Source organism: Cedecea neteri (assembly GCF_000758305.1).
GTDB lineage: Bacteria > Pseudomonadota > Gammaproteobacteria > Enterobacterales > Enterobacteriaceae > Cedecea > Cedecea neteri_C.
The window spans coordinates 768186-786572 of the sequence record NZ_CP009458.1; the positions used below are offsets into that span (position 1 = coordinate 768186).

At 54.7% G+C, this 18387-nt stretch carries 16 protein-coding genes; 6 read left to right on the top strand and 10 right to left on the bottom strand.

The genetic code is table 11. The features are described 5' to 3' along the window. Nucleotides 1-16: 16 nt before the first annotated feature. From damX to LH23_RS03720, 8 genes are all read right to left on the bottom strand, one after another. Entirely contained in the window at nucleotides 17-1309 is a 1293-nt protein-coding gene (damX, locus tag LH23_RS03685) for a cell division protein DamX (RefSeq protein WP_039288425.1), read from the bottom strand. 73 nt (nucleotides 1310-1382) lie between these two features. Further along, a complete protein-coding gene (gene aroB / locus LH23_RS03690) occupies nucleotides 1383-2471 on the bottom strand; it encodes a 3-dehydroquinate synthase (protein WP_039288428.1) in 1089 nt (362 codons plus the stop codon). Nucleotides 2472-2529: 58 nt separating this feature from the next. Next, nucleotides 2530-3051, bottom strand: a complete 522-nt coding sequence (gene aroK, locus LH23_RS03695; protein WP_008457837.1) for a shikimate kinase AroK — start codon at nucleotides 3049-3051, stop codon at nucleotides 2530-2532. 319 nt (nucleotides 3052-3370) lie between these two features. Further along, complete coding sequence (gene pilQ, locus LH23_RS03700; RefSeq protein WP_071842691.1) at nucleotides 3371-4618, bottom strand: type IV pilus secretin PilQ; 1248 nt, start codon at nucleotides 4616-4618, stop codon at nucleotides 3371-3373. Then, nucleotides 4533-4949 carry a HofP DNA utilization family protein gene (locus tag LH23_RS03705; RefSeq protein WP_039288436.1) on the bottom strand — a complete coding sequence of 139 codons (417 nt, stop codon included), beginning with the start codon at nucleotides 4947-4949 and terminating at the stop codon, nucleotides 4533-4535. The genes pilQ and LH23_RS03705 overlap by 86 nt, the downstream gene beginning before the upstream one ends. Then, entirely contained in the window at nucleotides 4936-5406 is a 471-nt protein-coding gene (locus LH23_RS23060) for a hypothetical protein (protein WP_052050123.1), read from the bottom strand. Before LH23_RS23060 ends, LH23_RS03705 begins: the two co-directional genes overlap by 14 nt. Continuing rightward, nucleotides 5396-5944, bottom strand: a complete 549-nt coding sequence (locus LH23_RS03715) for a PilN domain-containing protein (RefSeq protein ID WP_039288439.1) — start codon at nucleotides 5942-5944, stop codon at nucleotides 5396-5398. Before LH23_RS03715 ends, LH23_RS23060 begins: the two co-directional genes overlap by 11 nt. Next, nucleotides 5944-6759 (bottom strand): hypothetical protein, encoded by an 816-nt coding sequence (locus LH23_RS03720; RefSeq protein WP_039288442.1) that lies wholly within the window; start codon nucleotides 6757-6759, stop codon nucleotides 5944-5946. The genes LH23_RS03715 and LH23_RS03720 overlap by 1 nt, the downstream gene beginning before the upstream one ends. 139 nt (nucleotides 6760-6898) lie before the next feature. Between LH23_RS03720 and mrcA the strand changes: the two genes are divergently transcribed. Continuing rightward, nucleotides 6899-9451: a peptidoglycan glycosyltransferase/peptidoglycan DD-transpeptidase MrcA gene (gene mrcA / locus LH23_RS03725; RefSeq protein ID WP_039288445.1), complete on the top strand. Its 2553-nt coding sequence runs from the start codon at nucleotides 6899-6901 to the stop codon at nucleotides 9449-9451. A 58-nt stretch (nucleotides 9452-9509) separates the two neighbouring features. On the opposite strand, the gene nudE is transcribed toward mrcA, so the two are convergent. Continuing rightward, nucleotides 9510-10070 (bottom strand): ADP compounds hydrolase NudE, encoded by a 561-nt coding sequence (nudE, locus tag LH23_RS03730; protein WP_039288447.1) that lies wholly within the window; start codon nucleotides 10068-10070, stop codon nucleotides 9510-9512. A 335-nt stretch (nucleotides 10071-10405) separates the two neighbouring features. On the opposite strand from nudE, the gene LH23_RS03735 reads away from it, so the two are divergent. The 4 genes from LH23_RS03735 (at nucleotide 10406) to hslO (ending at nucleotide 14604) form a co-directional block, all read left to right on the top strand. Further along, nucleotides 10406-12541 (top strand): intracellular growth attenuator family protein, encoded by a 2136-nt coding sequence (locus LH23_RS03735; protein WP_039288449.1) that lies wholly within the window; start codon nucleotides 10406-10408, stop codon nucleotides 12539-12541. A 74-nt stretch (nucleotides 12542-12615) separates the two neighbouring features. Beyond that, nucleotides 12616-13287, top strand: a complete 672-nt coding sequence (gene yrfG / locus LH23_RS03740; RefSeq protein WP_039288452.1) for a GMP/IMP nucleotidase — start codon at nucleotides 12616-12618, stop codon at nucleotides 13285-13287. A 9-nt stretch (nucleotides 13288-13296) separates the two neighbouring features. Next, the gene (gene hslR / locus LH23_RS03745) at nucleotides 13297-13698 is read left to right on the top strand and encodes a ribosome-associated heat shock protein Hsp15 (protein ID WP_039288455.1); all 402 of its coding nucleotides are present in this window, start codon (nucleotides 13297-13299) and stop codon (nucleotides 13696-13698) included. Between the two features lie 27 nt (nucleotides 13699-13725). Further along, the gene (hslO, locus tag LH23_RS03750; RefSeq protein WP_039288459.1) at nucleotides 13726-14604 is read left to right on the top strand and encodes an Hsp33 family molecular chaperone HslO; all 879 of its coding nucleotides are present in this window, start codon (nucleotides 13726-13728) and stop codon (nucleotides 14602-14604) included. Between the two features lie 36 nt (nucleotides 14605-14640). On the opposite strand, the gene LH23_RS03755 is transcribed toward hslO, so the two are convergent. Next, nucleotides 14641-16389, bottom strand: a complete 1749-nt coding sequence (locus tag LH23_RS03755; protein WP_052050125.1) for a DUF4153 domain-containing protein — start codon at nucleotides 16387-16389, stop codon at nucleotides 14641-14643. Nucleotides 16390-16714: 325 nt separating this feature from the next. Here LH23_RS03755 and pckA point away from each other — a divergent pair, with 325 nt between their 5' ends. After that, on the top strand, nucleotides 16715-18334 hold the full coding sequence (gene pckA / locus LH23_RS03760) for a phosphoenolpyruvate carboxykinase (ATP) (RefSeq protein ID WP_039288462.1): 1620 nt from the start codon (nucleotides 16715-16717) through the stop codon (nucleotides 18332-18334). Nucleotides 18335-18387: the final 53 nt, after the last annotated feature.

Genomic DNA, 18387 nt, shown 5'->3' on the forward strand with positions numbered 1-18387 from the left:
GCGACTGCGCTTATTTTCACTTGAGGTCAGACTGCACCTGATGAATAGGTTTTGCCCACGGATTCTTAGCCTGAACGTCTGCCGGCAGGCTTGTCACCGCGCGTTTGGCATCATCTTTCGTGGCATAAACACCGCTCACCAGCACGAACCAGGGTTGGCCGTTACGCTGAGTCTGGTAAACCATATAGTGCTGCAGGTTCTCTTTTTTCGCCCACGCATTCAGGTTTGCGGAGTTTGAAGAAGAGCTCAGCTGCAGCGTGTAGTGGCTACCTGGTGCACTCTTAATGGCGCTCGCATCACCCGTTACCGTGCCGCCAGTGCTGGCTGTCGCTGCAGCCTGCGGTGTCGCTTTAGGCGCAGTAGACGCCGTCGCTTTCGGTGCCGGGGTTGAAGTGGCAGCACTGGTTGATGGTGCGGTGACCGGAGCAGACACCGCCGGGGCAGGTTCGCTACGTTTCACCGTTGCCACTGGTTTGCTTTCAGCTTTCACCTGCGGTTTAGGCTCGGCTTTACGCACAGGCTCAATCACCGTTTTCTTGCGTTCAGGGCGAGATTCAACGGTGCGGGTTGGTTCCTGGGTACCGGCCAGCTTACGCGGCTCGGTTTTGCTGCCCGCGATTGGCGCAACGGTAGCCGGTTCAGTTGGCAACGTGGAATTACTGACCACGTTGTCAATCTGGCCCTGCTGCTGAGGCTGAGTAAGCGCGTTATTCAGGTTCCCAGGGACTTCAACACGCTGCTGCCCTTCCGGCTGCGGCTGGGTCTGCGCCTGGGTTGGCGTAGAGGAAATAGGTGGCAAGGAAACATCCTGCGGATTCTGCTGACCAGCAGCTGAGGTATTCCCTTGCTGTGGCTGAGCAGCGTTTGCCTGGTCGGCAGGTGCCGCACCGTTGGAACCGGAGAGATCGATATTCTTCTCTGCGCCTGGTTTTTGCTCGGCTGTATCTGGGGTGGATGAAGGCGCTTTCAGGGCAGAACCAATGCCGATGATAAGCAGCAATAGAACCAGAATCCCGACGCCCATCATGATGTGCTGACGAGAAGCAGGTGCTTTCTGTTTTGCTGCCTTTTTACGCCCACGCGCCGGACGAGGTTCTGCGGCCAGACCGTCATCACCTTCGTACTCTTCCTCAACCTCTTCTTCACGCTCACGACGTGAACGAGAAGGACGACGGTCGTCCGCATCAAGATCGACGTCATCAACGTTGATCTGCGGTTCTTTATCGAACTCGTCAGGTTTGCGGGAACGCCCAGGACGACGATCGCTTGGATCGGGTTTCAGCTCGTCTTCTGGTTTAAATTCATCCATTTAACACCCCACTCAAAGGCGTATGCTCATCTCTGCATCACGCCCGAAGTTAAATACTATAAAAATTCTAGTTTTAAGCCTGCTGGCAATCAGCAATGGCTGATAGAACGACATCGTGCGGTACTCCACCGCGCACTTCACTCTTCCCTATCGCCAGCGGCAGAATCAAACGCAGCTCACCGGCTAATACTTTTTTGTCACGCATCATGTGGGGCATATACGCGTCAGGGGACATTTCCTGCGGCCCGTTAACCGGTAACCCGGCTCGTACCAGCAGCGCGATCACGCGCTGAACTTCTGCCTCACTGAATTGACCCAGACGCTGAGCGGTACGCGCCGCCATCACCATCCCGGCAGCTACGGCTTCGCCATGCAGCCAGTTGCCATAGCCCATTTCAGCTTCAATGGCATGGCCAAACGTATGACCCAGATTCAGTAAAGCACGTAAGCCGCTTTCTCGCTCGTCTGCGGCAACAACTTCGGCTTTCAGCTCACAACAACGACGAATGCAATACGCCATTGCCTTGCCGTCCAGCCTCAACAATGCGTCGATATTCTCTTCCAGCCAGTCAAAGAACTCACCGTCCAGAATGATGCCGTATTTAATAACTTCCGCCAGGCCCGAAGCCAGCTCCCGCGCAGGTAAAGTCGACAGGCAATCGAGATCCACCACAACCGAAGCCGGCTGGTAGAACGCGCCAATCATATTTTTACCAAGGGGATGGTTAACGGCCGTTTTGCCGCCAACGGAGGAATCCACCTGCGAAAGCAGTGTGGTAGGGACCTGGATAAAACGCACCCCGCGCTGATAGCTCGCTGCGGCAAAACCGGTTAAATCACCCACAACGCCACCGCCTAAAGCAATCAAGGTGGTGTCGCGACCGTGAGGTTTTTCCAACAGCGCCGTAAAGACGGTATCAAGCACCGCGAGGCTTTTAAACTGTTCGCCATCCGGAAGAATGACGGTATCCACTTTAACGCCTGCCTGTTCCAGAAGACCACGAACCTTGTCCAGATAGAGCGGTGCAAGGGTTTCATTGGTAACCAGCATGGTCTGGTCGCCAGCCTTCAGCGGCCAAAAGGAAGCCGGGTCATTGAATAACCCGGCGGCAATGGTAATAGGGTAACTACGTTCCCCGAGAGTGACTGTCAGCCTCTCCATTACGCGGAGCCCACCTTATTGTTGCTTTGCCCGCAGGCGTTTCATGATTAAGCCAGAATCAGTTGCTTTCCAGCATATGGATGATCTGGTTTGCGACCACTTTGGCGCTTTGATCATCGGTGCGAATCGTGACATCTGCAATCTCTTCATACAGCGGATTGCGTTCGCCAGCCAGCGCTTCCAGCACTTCACGAGGTGGAGTCTCAACCTGCAGCAGCGGACGTTTTTTATCGCGCTGAGTACGTGCAAGCTGTTTCTCAATGGTGGTTTCAAGGTAAACCACTACGCCACGGGCGGAAAGACGATTGCGGGTTTCACGAGACTTCACGGAACCGCCGCCGGTAGCCAGCACGATGCCCTGTTTTTCAGTGAGTTCGTTGATGATTTTTTCTTCGCGATCGCGGAAGCCTTCTTCGCCTTCAACGTCGAATACCCAGCCCACATCAGCTCCGGTACGTTTCTCAATCTCTTGATCAGAATCGAAAAATTCCATATTGAGTTGCTGAGCTAACTGACGCCCAATAGTGCTTTTGCCGGCACCCATAGGCCCAACCAGAAAGATATTGCGTTTCTCTGCCATTTTTTCGGTACTACTAAGACAATTCGTTGATGATAAACCCGCCCGGTAACAACTTGCTGCGGCGAGACATGAACTGAAACCTCATAAGCGTGAGTTCGAGAATCAGACTAAAAATTATCTCAACACTCAAGGGGGTTTGGCAACCGAATAAATCACCTGGCGCCCGGCTCGGGACGAAAAGCGTGCGCCAGCTTTACCGGCCACAGGCTCTTAATACCCAGCCTCCCGAAACGGTACACCTTGTAAGCTAATTCCTCTCTGCCGTCAAACACCTGGGCGCTGTTTGGCAGAAAAACCCGCAGGCTGAAGAGGAAAGACGCTAAGGCAACGCAATCAACCTGGGCGTGATGAACACGACTAATTCCCGACGTTGCTGCTTTTTCCCGTCGTGCCGGAACAATTGGCCGATAAAAGGAATATTTCCAAGTAAAGGAACGCTATCCCGGGTGTGGTTGTTCTGCTGCTGGAAGATTCCGCCTAATGCCAGCGTCTCACCATCCTTCACCTCGACCTGCGTTTCAATCTCTTGCTTATCAATGGAGAGCGCTTCCCCATCTGCGTGCTGGATGCTGCGTCCTGGCATATTTTGGCTGATGCGAAGCTGCAGGCGAATGGTTCCGTGGTGACTTATCGTCGGCATGACCTCCATACCCAACACTGCCTCCTTAAATTCCACCGACGTGGCTTCATTTTTGCCATTAGAGACTTGATAGGGAATTTCTGTGCCCTGTTTGATGCTGGCAGACTGTTGGTGTGCTACCAGCAGGCGTGGGCTGGCGATGATTTCCAACTGCTGTTGCTGTTCAAGCGCGCTGAGCTCCAGCTCAAGCATCCGGCCGTTAATGCGGCCAATATTAAACCCCACTGTCGTGGTTGCCGCTTTCACCGCTAACTCACTTGAGACGGTTGTGGTTTGGTATTGCCCTGATGCAGTTTCACCTGCCGGAGCACTCCACTTCACGCCGAGCTCGCGTAGCTTGTCCTGGTTAATGGTGACAATATGCGCGGACAGTTCGACCTGCCCCATCGATACATCCATATCTTTAATCCAGGCCGCAACGCGTTTTTGTGCCTGCTGGCTGTCGCGGACTACAAGCCGATTTGTGCGCTTATCTACGGTAATGCTGCCCCTTGGCCCAAGCAGTTTTTCTTCATTAGCTTTGATCCCTGCAGCAAGGTCGGCCACTTCAGCGTAGCGCGGCGTATAAACCGCTTGTACCAACGGCTGATCGAGCGCTTTTTGCTTACGAGCGGCCTCTTGCTGAGCTCGCCGTTGCGCCGGATCCTGTTTTTGCTGGATTTGAAGAATATTGCCCGTCTTAGATGAAGTCAGGTTTGCCAATCTGAGTACCTGTTGGAAAGCCTGCTCCCATGGCACATCAGCCAAACGTAGCGAGAGATTTCCCACCACCTCAGGCGCAATCATCACGTTGAAGTTTTGCTGCTCGGCCAACGCCTGCAGAACCTGCACGACCGGCGTTTCATCTAACGTCAGAGTAACGCGATCGTTCGCCCGCCCCATCAGGGACGTCAGTATCAGTACGCTTCCCACGATATGCCTTATCATTGATTCCTCCCTGTATTTTCCAGTGGTAGTAGCGCCCTTCGCAGGCACCTTTGAGCGAAACTCTCAGTTGCCGCTCAAGAAGCGTGGTCACCTGCACATCTGGCTCCAGAAACAAACCTTCTTTTACCCTTTGCCAGCGTTTCCCCGAGAATTGCATTAAGGCAATGCTTTCTGCAGAACCCGTCGGGTAAAACACGCCACGCAACTGCCAGCTATCCAGGCGCTTAAGCAGCGCTTCACAAGGCGATGCGGGCAAAAGAAAGGGATTACGCGGCAACGCCTGCAGCGGCGCACTGAGCACGGCCAGTAACATCCAGCTAACGACTTTCATCGGTAAACTCCAGAGTGATCACAACCCGCACATGTTCCCCGGCTTCGCTCAAGATAAAGGTCGGCAGTTTCAGGCTGGCATAGCCGGCCAACGCCCTAAAAAACGGCGGCACTCTGGGCCAGGGAAGCAGGATTTCCAACGTTGAATGTCGCGAATCGGGCTGCCACTTCACCAGTCTCCCGCCAGACCGTTTTATAGCCTCCATGGCGGAAAACACCTCCAGAGGAACGCTATCAGGCAGCGGCTCTGGCTTCGGCAAAGCTGCGATTTGCCGCTGCAGGGAAAGCACATGCTGCCAGCGCTGCTGATAGTGCGGTTCTTGCGTCCGCAACTCTTGCCGCAGGGGCCAAATCCACAGCCACAAACAGATTAACGCGGTGGCAAAAAGGCACCCCAACAGGCTCAAAACCCGATATGCAACATGCCCATCCATAAGGCGATCCAGGTTATTCAGCATGTTCGCCCCCCATGGGGGTCAAGGTGAAGGTAAAGACCAGACCTTTGCCTTTTTCATCACGCAGCTCTCCAGGCTTGACCTTGAACGCTCCTGGTAAATCGGCCAGAACTGCCTCAAACCGATCCAGTTCTCGTGCATCGCCCGCCACGCCGGAGATGGTTGCGCTTTCATTTTGCCAACTAACCCTCTGCAGCCAGCTATTTTCAGGCAACCGTGAGGCCAGCATATTCAGCACATTTTCCCAGCGTGAAATATTGTCTTTCCGCGTCACCTCCGCCTGCAAGATCGCCAGCCGCTGCTGACGCGCCTTCAACTCTTTTTGTTGACGCGATAACAGCGCCTTCAGGGCGGATTCCTGCACCTCCAACTGGGTAGCCTGAGCCTGTTGCCAGCGCACTTTTACGGCGAGAGAATGGGTCCAAAGCAGCATAGACCCCGTAATCAAAAGCACGCCAAACAACAGAATGCAGCCCCAGATTTTGAGCCGATGCCGGCGTCTCAGCGGCCGCCACGGCAGGAGATTTATCAGCGGCATCATTAGCGTTCGGATCCCAGGGCCAGCCCCAATGCGAGTGTATAAAGTTCACCGTGACGCGGCAGAGGTGGTAGCTGGCGGACAATGGGTTGCCACGCATTCAGTTTTTCTGCTCCGGCAGGACAAGTGCTTTCAACGTCGGCATGACTAAAGGCAATGTCGCAGGCGCTGGCCTCTAGTTGCTGACACAGGGCCGGGAAATCCACAGCCTGCCGTTTATCCAACCAGCCGGAGCGTTCGCGATTATTCACTGACGCCCACAGCCAGTAGCCTCGCTCTTCATGAACAAGAAAACGACAGTGTGCTGGATAGCAACCCTGAGGCAAGGCGCTCAGAATTTTGTCTCCCGGCGTTATCGTCCGGGGAAAGAGATTCATACTGGCAAAAATGGCCTGCAGTGCAGCAATATCCGCCTGTTTCACCGCCGTCACGCAAAATGATGAATCCTCCGTCAGGTAGTCATAACAGAGTTGCTCCGTGGGCATTTGTAGCTGGCGAGCCGTTGCACCCGCGATATACTTTTCTTGAGCTGATTCCTGCAATCGCCGTGGCGGTCTGGGTACCTGACGTTGCAAAGCCCGCTGTGCCGGAAAACCAACCCGCAGATGATGGCGCACCGGGATTTCTTTACGCCATGCAGCAAGTGCCTCGCGCAGGGTGTCAGGTTCGGGTAACATGCCGTCCGCAAGTGTTTGTTTCGGGAAAGGTAAATACCACCAATGGCGCAACTGCCACCCTTGCCGGTGCCACTGTACCGCCGCGGCACGTACACCTTCCGCCTGGATATCCAGGCCAATCCGCCAACCAGGAAACATCATGGTTTCGATCTCCTTATCCGGATGATAAACAGCCCTGACCCCGAAACAGTAACGGGTATATCAAAGCTCCTGGCTTGCCTTTATACTACCGCGCGGTTGTTTAGAAACTGCCCAATTGAAACCTGATGGGAAATTTAAGGTGAAGTTCGTAAAGTATTTATTAATCCTTGCAGTCTGTTGCGTTCTGCTGGGAGCTGGCTCGATTTACGGTTTATACAAATACATCGAGCCCCAGCTGCCCGACGTGGCAACATTGAGAGATGTGCGGCTGCAGATTCCAATGCAGGTTTACAGCGCTGACGGCGAGCTGATCGCTCAGTACGGCGAAAAACGCCGTATTCCACTGACCCTGAACCAGATCCCTCCGGTGATGGTAAAAGCGTTTATCGCGACAGAAGACAGCCGCTTTTACGAGCACCACGGCGTTGACCCGGTGGGCATCTTCCGTGCTGCAAGCGTAGCGCTGTTCTCGGGCCATGCTTCTCAGGGCGCAAGTACCATTACGCAGCAGTTGGCGCGTAACTTCTTCCTTAGTCCCGAACGCACCCTGATGCGTAAAATTAAGGAAGCGTTTCTTGCGGTTCGCATTGAACAGATGCTGAACAAAGACGAGATCCTTGAGCTCTACCTGAACAAAATCTACCTCGGTTACCGCGCCTATGGCGTCGGCGCTGCCGCTCAGGTTTACTTCGGCAAAACGGTCGATCAGCTGACCCTGAGCGAGATAGCGGTGATTGCCGGGCTGCCTAAAGCGCCGTCAACGTTTAACCCGCTGTACTCCATGGATCGTTCAACGGCACGTCGTAACGTGGTGCTGTCGCGTATGCTGAGCGAAGGTTACATCAGCCAAAGCCAGTACGATGAAGCGCGCAGTCAGCCGATTGACGCCAGCTATCACACGCCTGAAATCGCCTTCTCAGCGCCATACCTTTCAGAGCTTGTGCGTCAGGATATGGTCGCCCGCTACGGCGATAAAGCCTACGAAGATGGCTACAAGGTTTACACCACGCTGAGTCGTAAAATTCAGCAAGGTGCCCAGGAAGCCGTTCGCAACAACGTCATGGCCTACGATATGCGCCATGGCTACCGCGGCCCATCTAATGTGCTGTGGAAAGTGGGAGAAAGCGCGTGGGATAAGAAAAAAATCACCGACTCGCTGAAAAATCTCCCGGTCTATGGCCCATTATTCCCGGCGGTTGTCACCCGTGCCACGCCTGATGAAGCATCGGCGATGCTGGCCGACGGCAGCTCCGTTTCGCTGGGTATGGAAGGCATGCGCTGGGCGCGTCCGTATCGTTCCGACACCGCGCAAGGCGCTACGCCACGCAAAGTAACGGACGTGGTACAGGCCGGACAGCAGATTTGGGTACGCAAGGTGGACGATGCCTGGTGGCTTAGCCAGGTGCCTGACGTTAACTCGGCGCTAGTTTCGCTCAATCCACACGATGGCGCCGTGCTGGCGCTGGTCGGCGGTTTTGACTTTAACCAAAGCAAGTTCAACCGTGCGACCCAGGCACTGCGGCAGGTTGGTTCAAACATCAAGCCATTCCTGTATACCGCGGCAATGGACAAAGGCCTGACGCTGGCGAGCATTCTTAATGATGTGCCGATTTCACGCTGGGATGCCGGGGCGGGTTCCGACTGGCGACCGAAGAACTCTCCGGCCCAATACGCCGGGCCGATCCGTCTGCGTCAGGGGTTGGGCGAGTCCAAGAACGTGGTGATGGTACGAGCAATGCGGGCGATGGGCGTCGATTATGCCGCTGAATATCTGCAGCGCTTTGGCTTCCCTGCCGCAAATATTGTTCATACCGAATCACTGGCGCTGGGCTCCGCCTCATTTACGCCAATGCAGGTTGCCCGCGGTTACTCCGTCATGGCAAACGGCGGCTTCCTGGTTGATCCTTACTACATCACCAAAATTGTCGATGACGCAGGGAACACCGTGTTTGAGACGAAGCCCAAAGTTGCCTGCGCCAGCTGTGATATTCCGGTCATTTACGGTGATACGCCGAAATCAACGGTACTGGAAAACCAGGACGTAGAAGACGTTGCCGTCTCGCAAACGCCGCAAAACAGCAGCGTGCCAATGCCGCAACTGGAGCAGGCTAACAGCGCTCTGGTAGCAAAAGCGCAAGGTGAGGAGTACGCCCCACACGTGATCAACACGCCGCTGGCGTTCCTGATCAAAAGCGCGCTTAACAGCAACATTTATGGTGAACCAGGCTGGCAGGGAACCGGCTGGCGCGCTGGCCGTGATTTGAAGCGTAAGGATATCGGCGGCAAAACCGGGACAACCAACAGTTCGAAAGACGCCTGGTTCTCCGGCTACGGTCCGGGCGTGGTCACGTCGGTCTGGATTGGCTTCGACGATCATCGCCGCGACCTTGGCCGCACCACAGCTTCAGGTGCAATTAAAGATCAGATTTCCGGCTACGAAGGCGGCGCAAAGAGCGCCCAGCCGGCGTGGGATGATTTCATGAAAATTGCTCTGTCAGGCGTGCCAGAAGAGCCAATGACACCTCCACCAGGGATCGTCACCGTCAATATTGACCGGAGTACCGGGCAGTTAGCCAACGGCGGCAACAGTCGTGAAGAGTATTTCATCGAAGGCACGCAGCCTACGCAGCAGGCCGTGCATGAAGTAGGCACGACGCTTATTGATAACGGGGAAGAGCACGAGTTGTTCTAACCCGAGCCAAAATAAAAAGGGCCGCTAAGCGGCCCTTTTTATTCTTTTGCAGTCAGATTTACAGTCGACCCTGTTGCCTTAACCATTCGCGAACAAGGAACAAAGCGCTGACGTTACGCGCCTCGCTGAAATCATCTTCATTGAGCAAATCCATCATTTTCGCCAGCGGCCACCGTACCTGCGGCAGTTCTTCCGGCTCGTCCCCTTCAAGCGATTCGGGATACAGATCTTCTGCAACCACAATGTTCATTTTGCTCGAAAAATAGGACGGTGCCATCGTCAGCGTTTTCAAAAACGTCAGCTCGTTCGCGCCAAAACCCACTTCTTCTTTCAGCTCGCGGTTGGCGGCCTCAAACACCGTTTCACCCGGGTCGATCAGCCCTTTAGAAAACCCTAGCTCATAGGATTCTGTGCCAACCGCGTATTCACGGATTAAGATCAAGTGGTCATCAACAACAGGTACTATCATGACCGCCTCACGTGAAGACGGTTTCATACGTTCGTAGACGCGGCGAACGCCATTGCTAAATTCCAGATCCACCGTTTCGACGTTAAAAAGCCGCGAACGCGCCACGGTTTCGACATTTAAAATCGTTGGTTTTATTAGTGATTTGCTCATGTGGCCGGGATCAACAGTGAAAGAGGTAAGTTATTGTGCGGCATGCCGCACATATCGTGCAACGAGCATTGGCTATTATTTACATTTTTGTAACTTCTATTGAGCCAAAACACGCAATGCAGCCCCCTGTCAAGGCAGGTACTATTGAATAGGAATTTACTTGTATTTCGGACGAAGTCGCTTTGCTAACATTGTGTTACTGTAGGCCGGTCGCCTTAAAAACAGCTCAAGTTTGCAGCTTTACCTGCCGATAATGACTTCTGGCGTCTTAACCTTTTGAAAGGCCGATCTTTTGCCGATTTTGATGAAAAAGACGATTGTTTGATGGGGAAAGCATGAGCACCTTATTATTTCTGTTAGCTGCTATGCTGGCCTGCGTACTGATTGCCGGATGGCTGATTTGGCGAAGCCTGAGGCTTCGTGCCCGGGTTTCGCACGATCGTTCCTTCTCCGGTGCCACCACGCGTAAACTGACCCCAGAAGAGCGCGTTGCCGTCGAAAATTACCTCGAGCGCTATTCGCGTTCTCAGGAACTGATCGGCCCATCCGGTGCAAGCAATCCACCGCCAAGGTTAACGCTCACCGCGCAAAGCAGCATGGTTTTCTCCCTGACCCGATCTATCACTCGCTACGGCCTCTCTGCCGATGACGCCAATAAATGGCGTTATTATCTTGATTCTGTTGAAGTGCATTTGCCGCCATTCTGGGAGCAATACATCACCAACGATAACGACGTGGAGCTGATTCGGACAAGCAGCATCCCGCTGGTGATTTCACTCAATGGCAATACGCTGCAAAACGATACGCTGGACACGCAGCAGTATGCCCTGGAAGGTTATTCAGGCACTCAGGCATCCATCCGGGGCGAAGAAAGCGAGCAAATCGAGCTGCTAAATATTCGCCAGGAAACCCAGGAAGAATATTCCCTGAGCCGCCCTGACGGCGTCCGTGAAGCCGCACTTATTTGCATCGCTTTTATCATGCTGTTCCTGAGTCTCGTGACGCCGCCCGTGTTCCTGCCCTGGCTCATTGGCGGTGCCGTTTTGCTGATTGCCGCCGGGTTATGGGGCCTCTTTGCTCCTCCGGCAAAAACGGCATTGCGCGAAATCCATTGCCTGCGCGGCACACCTAAGCGCTGGGGGCTGTTTGGTGAATCCAACCAGGATCAGATGAACAATATCTCCCTGGGGATTATCGACCTGGTTTATCCACCGCACTGGCAGCCTTTTGTAGCGCAGGATTTGGGGCAGAAAACCGACATCGATATCTACCTTGACCGCCATGTAGTGCGTCAGGGGCGTTTCCTTTCTCTGCATGATGAAGTGCGTAACTTCCCGCTACAGCACTGGGTGCGCAACCTTCTTATTGCCGCTGGTGCGCTGTTGGTCCTGCTGATGATGACCATTTGGGTGCCATTGGAAATGCCCATTAAGCTCAGCGCCTCATGGTTAAAGGGCGCTCAGTCCATCGAAGCCACCAGCGTTGAAGACCTCGCCAAATACAAGCTGCAGGTTGGCGATACGCTTAGAGTCAACGGCACGGGGATGTGTAATATTCAAACGCCCGGCGGTTATCACGCGCGGCAAAATTTCCCGTTCACCCCCTTCGACTGTTCACAAATTATCTGGAATACCGCCCGTCCTCTGCCCTTGCCTGAGTCGGAAATCATGGACAAAGCGGTCGCCCTGACCAAAGCCGTCAGCGGGCAAATCCATCCTCAGGGTGGCGAAGCTGACAGCAAGGTAAACCCCCAGCTCGCGGACGCCATTCAGAAATCAGGCATGGTCCTGTTGGATGATTTTGCCGGGATTGTGAAAAAAACGCAGGCGCTGTGTACCGCAGAGGAAGAGTGTGTGCGCCTGAAAAATGCGCTCGTAAACCTGGGCAACACTAAAGACTGGGATTCTCTGATCAAGCGTGCGGATTCAGGAAAACTGACCGGGGTGAATGTCCTTCTACGGCCGGTTAGCGCCGAGTCGCTGGATAACCTGGTGACCACCTCAACCGCGCCATTCTTTATCCGTGAAACCGCCCGCGCAGCTCAGGCGTTAAACAGCCCGGCGCCGGGCGGCTACATCATCATCAACGATGAAGGCGGCGATCTCGTGGACCAACCGCTGCCGCCAATGTCGCTGTATGACTTCCCGGCTCAGGAACAATGGACCGAATTCCAGCGGCTGGCGGAAATGTTGCTGCAAACACCGTTCCACGCCGAAGGAATCATTACCGGCATCTACACGGACGCTAACGGCACACAGCACGTCACCCTGCATCGGATTTCCGATACACACAGCCTCTGGAGCTACATCGGTATTTCTCTGATGCTGATTGCGATGCTGGCCTGCGCCGCGATAAACGGCGTTCTGGCGGTGACTCGCTATCGCCGTGCCAGTACGCGGCTGGCTGAAATTCAGCGCTATTATGATAGCTGCCTCAACCCCACACTGACTCCGCCCACGCCGCTGAAGTAGCCGCTACGGGTAAACTTTGCGTACCGGGTTGTGCTACCCTGGTACGCTATTTTCCCTCAATCGAGACTAAAGCTATGTCTGGTGCTATTACCTGGCAGGATGTTGACACCCTGTTGCTGGATATGGACGGGACCCTGTTGGACCTGGCCTTTGATAACCATTTCTGGAAAAAGCTGGTACCGGAAACCCTTAGCCTTGAGCGAGGTATTCCCCTGCAGGATGCCTATGAATTAATTTCCCGCGAATACCACGCCGTGCAGCATACGCTAAACTGGTACTGTCTCGACTACTGGAGCGAACGCCTCGGGCTGGATATCTGTGCCATGACCACAGAACAGGGGCCAAAAGCCACGCTGCGTGAAGATACCGTACCGTTTCTTGAGGCGGCGAAAGCCAGCGGCAAGCACAGAATTTTGCTCACCAACGCGCACCCGCATAACCTGGCGGTGAAGCTTGAGCATACGGGTTTGAACCAGCACCTTGATTTATTACTTTCCACCCACACATTTGGTTATCCGAAAGAAGATCAGCGTTTATGGCAGGCGGTGGCCGGACATACCGGATTCGATGCGGCCCGAACCGTCTTTATCGACGACAGCGAAGCCATTCTTGATGCAGCCGCAACGTTTGGGATTCGCTACTGCTTTGGCGTTCTGAACCCGGATTCAGGTGAAGCGGAAAAAACGTTTGAGCGCCACCCAGGCCTGAGCGATTACCGCAGCCTGATTCCTTCGCTTTCCGCTTAAGGAGGCGCAATGAAAGAAAAAACCGCCGAGGGCGTACGCCTGGACAAATGGCTATGGGCCGCACGCTTTTACAAAACCCGTGCGGTTGCGCGGGAAATGATTGAAGGCGGGAAAGTGCACTACAACGGCCAGCGCAGCAAGCCGAGCAAACTGATTGAGCTGAACGCGGTTCTCACGCTGCGTCAGGGAAACGACGAGCGCACCGTAACCGTACTGGGTATTACCGAACAGCGCAGGCCAGCCACAGAAGCCACTCAGCTTTATGAAGAGACGGCGGAAAGCATCGCCAAACGGGAGAAAGTGGCGCTGGCGCGCAAAATGAACGCGCTGACCATGCCGCATCCCGATCGCCGCCCGGACAAAAAAGAGCGGCGAGATTTGATGAAATTTAAACACGGTGGCGAAGATTAAATTCGCCGACCAGTAAGAGAGATGACGATGACTCAACACGACCAACTACACCGCTATCTGTTTGAAAACCACGCCGTGCGCGGCGAGCTGGTGACGGTTTCCGAAACCTGGCAGCAGATCATGGAAAACCATGATTACCCGCAGCCAGTCAAAAAAATTCTGGGCGAACTGCTGGTCGCCACCAGCCTGCTGACCGCCACGCTGAAGTTTGACGGCGATATCACCGTTCAGCTCCAGGGGGATGGCCCAATGACGCTGGCCGTGATTAACGGTAATAACAAACAGCAAATGCGCGGCGTGGCTCGCGTACAGGGTGATATCCCGGCAGATGCGGCATTAAAAGATCTGGTGGGTAATGGTTATCTGGTGATCACCATCACCCCAGCCGAAGGCGAGCGCTATCAGGGCGTAGTCGGTCTGGAAGGGGATACGCTGGCCGCCTGCCTGGAAGATTACTTCATGCGTTCCGAGCAGTTGCCAACTCGCCTGTTTATTCGTACCGGCGAAGTTGACGGTAAAGCGGCTGCGGGCGGCATGCTGCTGCAGGTTCTGCCGGCGCAAAACGCTGAAACCGACGACTTCAACCACCTGGCGACGCTGACCGAAACCATCAAGGCCGAAGAGCTGCTGACGCTGCCAGCGACCGATGTGCTATGGCGCCTGTATCACGAAGAAGAAGTCACGCTGTACGATCCGCAGGACGTAGAGTTCAAATGCACCTGCTCACGCGAGCGCTGTGCTGACGCGCTGCGCACGCTGCCGGATGAAGAAGTCGACAGCATTCTGGCCGAAGACGGCGAAATCGACATGAACTGCGATTACTGTGGCAGCCGCTATGTGTTTGACTCCATGGACATCGCAGCGATCCGCAACAATGCCTCTCCGGCGGATCCGCAGGTTCACTAAGTTTGCAAAACGCCTCCAATCGGAGGCGTTTTATTTTCAGCGGTAATAGTCAATTTTAACCCGCTGCCCCTGCACCATCACGTCCTGCCAGACCTTCGGCGCCGCCGTTAGTTTTCCTTCAGAAGCAGCCTGCTTCAGCGCTGACATCATCTGGTTTTTGTCCAAATCACGGGCCTGGCCGATATCCTTCCAGCTTCCGTCGACCTTGCCATACACTTTGCAGTAGCTCATTTCCGGCTGGCACAGCAGCCATTCATCCTGCCCATCGCCGTTCAGATCCATCCCAACCAGCAGACACTTATCCTCGTCATCCAGGCATTCACGGGCCTGGTAACTTTCATCTTTTACCATGGCCTGCCACCACGCGTTTTCCGGCACGCGGTTTTTATCCGCCAGCACGATACGCTGACGCAGAGATTCAACCGTCAGCTTCGCAACCGCCACACCGCCCGCTTTGCCGTTGCTCAACAACATCGCCAATTGTCTTCTGCGGTCAGGGCTGGCGACAAACACCGGGTCTTTTTGCAGCTCGCTGAGCGCATCATAGCCCCGCCGCCCGGCATATTGCAGCATGGTCATACTCACCTTCTCGGGCTTCAGGATGCCGCTGTGGTAACGCGCCATTTGGTTATTAACGCTGATCCGGTAAGGGTCCAGAAGCGGAGAATTCACCGCAACCAACAAGGCCAGCGCCAGCAAAAGCACCGCGCGGTTAATCCCTCCCGGCTGTAGAACAGGCTCCCGACGCTGGCGAATAATCGTGGCAATATAGCCAAAGGCCCACACCAATACGGTGAAGGTTATCAGTGCCGCATATACCCTTGTCGGCGTCCAGCCGTATGACGAAACGCGCAACCACAGCGCATAGCTTGCCAGCAAGGCATAAACCGGCGACAGCAATAACGTCAGCTTTATCGCGCCATCAAGCAAAGCGGGATAAGGTCGGGTTTCTCTTTCCGGGTGATAGGCCACTGCGGCAGTGCCCATCACCATCAGCGTCAGCGTGTTGAGCAGCGCATTACAGGAAAAGTGCAGTGAAATAGACCCCAGACCGACCACCGGCAGCGTCGCCAAAAACATCAGAGAAATCAGCGAAAGCAGCGGTAAAAGCCCCGTCGCAAAAACGCTGAAGAAATGTTTTACCGCGTTAATGGCCCGAACCTGGTCACGACAAAGCGTGACCGCCAGCGCCGCTGCCGTACAGGTAGCAATCCAGGCAAATGCCGACGAACTGAAAAACAGGCGATCAAAGAAGGTGATATCCACCAGCTTGAATAAGCCGGCCCAAAGCGCCAGCACGCCCCAGAAAAAGAGCACCAACAGCCCGGTCAGCAGCAGAGTAATACCGTTCCGCCAGAGCTGGCCGTAGAATACCTGCCAGCCTCCCCAACCGCGATTCGAGTGCAGCCGCCCCTGCAGCCAGGGCAAGGCCAGAAACAGCATCGCCGCCAGCGAACAGAGATACCCCAGCACAATATCGTGCCGGTTCCAGCTTTCCAGTCCCTGAGTCGTCCAGTTCACCCAGCCGCTCATCAACGCCACAATCGGCAGGGGGAGTAGCGCCAGGCCCCAAAATCGCAGGCCATTGAAACGCACGGTGATAAGCGCCAGCGTCGCCGCCAGCACCACGGACAGAGAGCGCAGATACAGGGCCTGATTATCCCCTCGCAGCCAGAGGCTACTCACCCTGTCTCCTTCGGTGAGGTACAGCACCACGCCTAAAAGAAACCCCACCAGCAAAATCCCCCAGCGGGTCGCCTTAGGTAACGGCTCAGACATGAACATGGTTGTCATCCCTTATTAGATCATTTTTGACTTAATGTAACGGCCTGCTGCGACTTGCAAATGACGGTCTTGTTTCATTGAGTTGCGTATGAGAGCGCGTTCATTCACAAAGTTCTCCGTTATTATCCTAATTATTAACATATCCGCTATATTTTCCCCGAAAGCCAGCGAATTCCTGCCATACTCTGCCCCCGTTGCGGCATCCCCTGTGCATTTCCCCTGTTAAATTTAAGCAGGCGCGTAAATTTATGATAGTGGTCGCGGTTAACACCCCCTAAACAACCCTACAATATTCGGCAGTATAAATTGGCTAAGGAGCAGTGAAATGCGAGTTAAAGGCATAACCCCGCAAGATCTCAAGGCTTATGGCATTCATGACGTCAGCGAAGTCGTCTATAACCCCGATTACGACACCCTTTACCGCGAAGAACTCGACCCTAACCTGCAGGGTTTTGAGCGCGGTGTGGTCACTAACTTAGGCGCTGTCTCCGTAGATACCGGGATCTTCACCGGCCGCTCTCCAAAAGATAAATACATCGTCCGCGATGACACCACCCGCGACACCTTATGGTGGGCCGACAACGGTAAAGGCAAAAACGATAACAAACCGCTTTCCGAAGAAACCTGGCACCAGCTTAAAGGGCTCGTCACTCATCAACTGTCGGGCAAGCGCCTGTTTATTATTGACGCTTTCTGCGGCGCCAACGCCGATACCCGCCTGTCAGTACGTTTTATCACCGAGGTTGCCTGGCAGGCCCACTTCGTGAAAAACATGTTTATTCGCCCAACGGACGAAGAGCTGGAGACGTTTGAGCCTGATTTTGTGGTGATGAACGGAGCTAAATGTACCAATCCAAACTGGAAAGAACAGGGCCTGAACTCCGAAAACTTCGTGGCGTTTAACCTGACTGAACGCATGCAGCTTATCGGCGGCACCTGGTACGGCGGCGAGATGAAGAAAGGGATGTTCTCTATCATGAACTACCTGCTGCCGCTGAAAGGCATCGCTTCCATGCACTGCTCGGCAAACGTCGGTGAAAAAGGCGATGTGGCGGTGTTCTTCGGGCTGTCCGGCACCGGTAAAACAACGCTGTCTACCGACCCGAAACGCCGCCTGATTGGCGACGATGAGCACGGCTGGGACGACGACGGCGTGTTTAACTTTGAAGGCGGCTGCTACGCCAAAACCATTCGCCTGTCGGAAGAGGCAGAGCCGGATATCTATCACGCGATCCGCCGCGATGCGCTGCTGGAAAACGTCACCGTCCGTGCTGACGGCACAATCGACTTCGACGATGCGTCCAAAACGGAAAACACCCGCGTTTCTTACCCGATTTATCACATCGACAACATTGTTAAGCCAGTGTCGAAAGCGGGCCACGCGACCAAAGTTATCTTCCTGACTGCGGACGCGTTCGGCGTATTGCCGCCGGTTTCCCGTCTCACCGCGAACCAGACTCAGTACCACTTCCTGTCCGGTTTTACCGCCAAACTGGCGGGCACCGAGCGCGGCGTGACTGAGCCAACGCCAACCTTCTCCGCCTGCTTCGGCGCAGCGTTCCTGTCGCTGCACCCAACTCAGTATGCGGAAGTGCTGGTGAAACGCATGCAGGCATCCGGCGCGCAGGCGTACCTGGTGAATACCGGCTGGAACGGCACCGGCAAACGCATTTCGATCAAAGACACCCGCGCGATCATCGACGCTATTCTCGACGGCTCACTGGACGACGCAGAAACCTTTACGCTGCCGATGTTTAACCTCGCTATTCCAACCGCTCTCGCAGGCGTGGACACCCAGATTCTGGACCCACGTAATACCTACGCCTCTCCGGAGCAGTGGCAGGAAAAAGCAGAGCAGTTGGCGAAGCTGTTTGTCGAAAACTTCGAGAAATACACCGACACCCCTGCCGGGGCGGCCCTGGTCGAAGCTGGTCCGAAGCTGTAAATCTGAAACATTAGACGAAAAAAAACGAACCCTTCGGGGTTCGTTTTTTATTG

Coding starts and splice junctions, on each gene's coding strand:
- pilQ (WP_071842691.1), bottom strand. CDS start 4,618: ATGATAAGGCATATCGTGGGAAGCGTACTGATACTGACGTCCCTGATG.
- LH23_RS23060 (WP_052050123.1), bottom strand. CDS start 5,406: ATGCTGAATAACCTGGATCGCCTTATGGATGGGCATGTTGCATATCGG.
- LH23_RS03715 (WP_039288439.1), bottom strand. CDS start 5,944: ATGATGCCGCTGATAAATCTCCTGCCGTGGCGGCCGCTGAGACGCCGG.
- aroK (WP_008457837.1), bottom strand. CDS start 3,051: ATGGCAGAGAAACGCAATATCTTTCTGGTTGGGCCTATGGGTGCCGGC.
- LH23_RS03705 (WP_039288436.1), bottom strand. CDS start 4,949: ATGAAAGTCGTTAGCTGGATGTTACTGGCCGTGCTCAGTGCGCCGCTG.
- hslR (WP_039288455.1), top strand. CDS start 13,297: ATGAAAGAAAAAACCGCCGAGGGCGTACGCCTGGACAAATGGCTATGG.
- yrfG (WP_039288452.1), top strand. CDS start 12,616: ATGTCTGGTGCTATTACCTGGCAGGATGTTGACACCCTGTTGCTGGAT.
- hslO (WP_039288459.1), top strand. CDS start 13,726: ATGACTCAACACGACCAACTACACCGCTATCTGTTTGAAAACCACGCC.
- LH23_RS03720 (WP_039288442.1), bottom strand. CDS start 6,759: ATGATGTTTCCTGGTTGGCGGATTGGCCTGGATATCCAGGCGGAAGGT.
- LH23_RS03735 (WP_039288449.1), top strand. CDS start 10,406: ATGAGCACCTTATTATTTCTGTTAGCTGCTATGCTGGCCTGCGTACTG.
- aroB (WP_039288428.1), bottom strand. CDS start 2,471: ATGGAGAGGCTGACAGTCACTCTCGGGGAACGTAGTTACCCTATTACC.
- LH23_RS03755 (WP_052050125.1), bottom strand. CDS start 16,389: ATGTTCATGTCTGAGCCGTTACCTAAGGCGACCCGCTGGGGGATTTTG.
- damX (WP_039288425.1), bottom strand. CDS start 1,309: ATGGATGAATTTAAACCAGAAGACGAGCTGAAACCCGATCCAAGCGAT.
- pckA (WP_039288462.1), top strand. CDS start 16,715: ATGCGAGTTAAAGGCATAACCCCGCAAGATCTCAAGGCTTATGGCATT.
- nudE (WP_039288447.1), bottom strand. CDS start 10,070: ATGAGCAAATCACTAATAAAACCAACGATTTTAAATGTCGAAACCGTG.